The 985-nt window shown below is 46.3% G+C and carries 2 protein-coding genes; both read right to left on the reverse strand.

Annotation, left to right across the window (positions count from 1 at the left end; genetic code table 11):
• A partial coding sequence (gene dapF, locus A3712_RS23910; RefSeq protein WP_063525257.1) for a diaminopimelate epimerase occupies positions 1 to 297 on the reverse strand: 297 nt, incomplete at its 3' end.
• 11 nt (positions 298 to 308) lie between these two features.
• Positions 309 to 985 (reverse strand): diaminopimelate decarboxylase (gene lysA, locus A3712_RS23915; protein WP_063525256.1); only part of this gene is annotated, 677 nt, incomplete at its 5' end.

Here is a 985-nt window from a genome sequence, read left to right on the forward strand (position 1 = left end):
TACGTTGATGCTGTACTTATTCGTTAAGCCTTTCATGCGAACGAATCGTGCAAAACAACGAGCACCATTACCACACTGTTCCACTTCACTGCCATCCGCATTAAATATGCGGTAATGGAAATCAGTTTCTGGATCATAGGGAGCCTCAACCACAAGTAGCTGATCAAAGCCCACACCAGTGTGACGATCCGCCAAACGACGGATCAAATCTGGAGAAAAGAAAATATTTTGAGTAATGCAGTCCACGACCATGAAATCATTGCCCAAACCATGCATTTTAGAAAAGTGGAAGTGCATAACGCTTTAAATTACTCCGGAAGAATGTTTTCAAGTTCCCACAAGCTCGTAAGCTCTTCGCGCTGACGAACTAGATGAGTTTTGTTGCCATCAACCATCACTTCAGCCGCACGCGAACGAGTGTTGTAGTTAGAGGACATTACGAAGCCATAAGCGCCGGCAGAACGAACCGCAAGCAAATCGCCTTCTTCAAGCACCAAATCGCGGTCTTTACCTAGGAAATCACCTGTTTCACAGATAGGACCAACCAAATCGTACGTTACCGCTTCGCCTTGGCGAGGGTTCACTGGGACAATATCTTGCCACGCTTGGTAAAGTGCTGGACGCATCAAGTCGTTCATTGCTGCATCGATAATGGCAAAGTTCTTGTGCTCTGTTGGCTTAAGGAACTCAACTTTCGTCAATAATACACCAGCGTTAGCAGCAATCGCTCTTCCTGGCTCGAAAATAAGCTCTAGATCAGAATGATTGTCTAGGCGAGCCAATAGCGCTTTCGCGTAATCTGAAGGCTGTGGTGGTAGTTCATCCCGATAAACCACACCCAAACCACCGCCGACATCAAGGTGCTTAATGTTAATACCATCAGCACGTAGTTGTTCGATCAGGGCAAGCAAACGGTCAGTCGCATCAATGAAAGGTTCAATATCTGTTAGCTGAGAGCCGATGTGGCAATCAATACCGTGGATAG

The sequence above is a fragment of the Vibrio sp. HI00D65 genome, assembly GCF_001635455.1.
Lineage (GTDB): Bacteria > Pseudomonadota > Gammaproteobacteria > Enterobacterales > Vibrionaceae > Vibrio.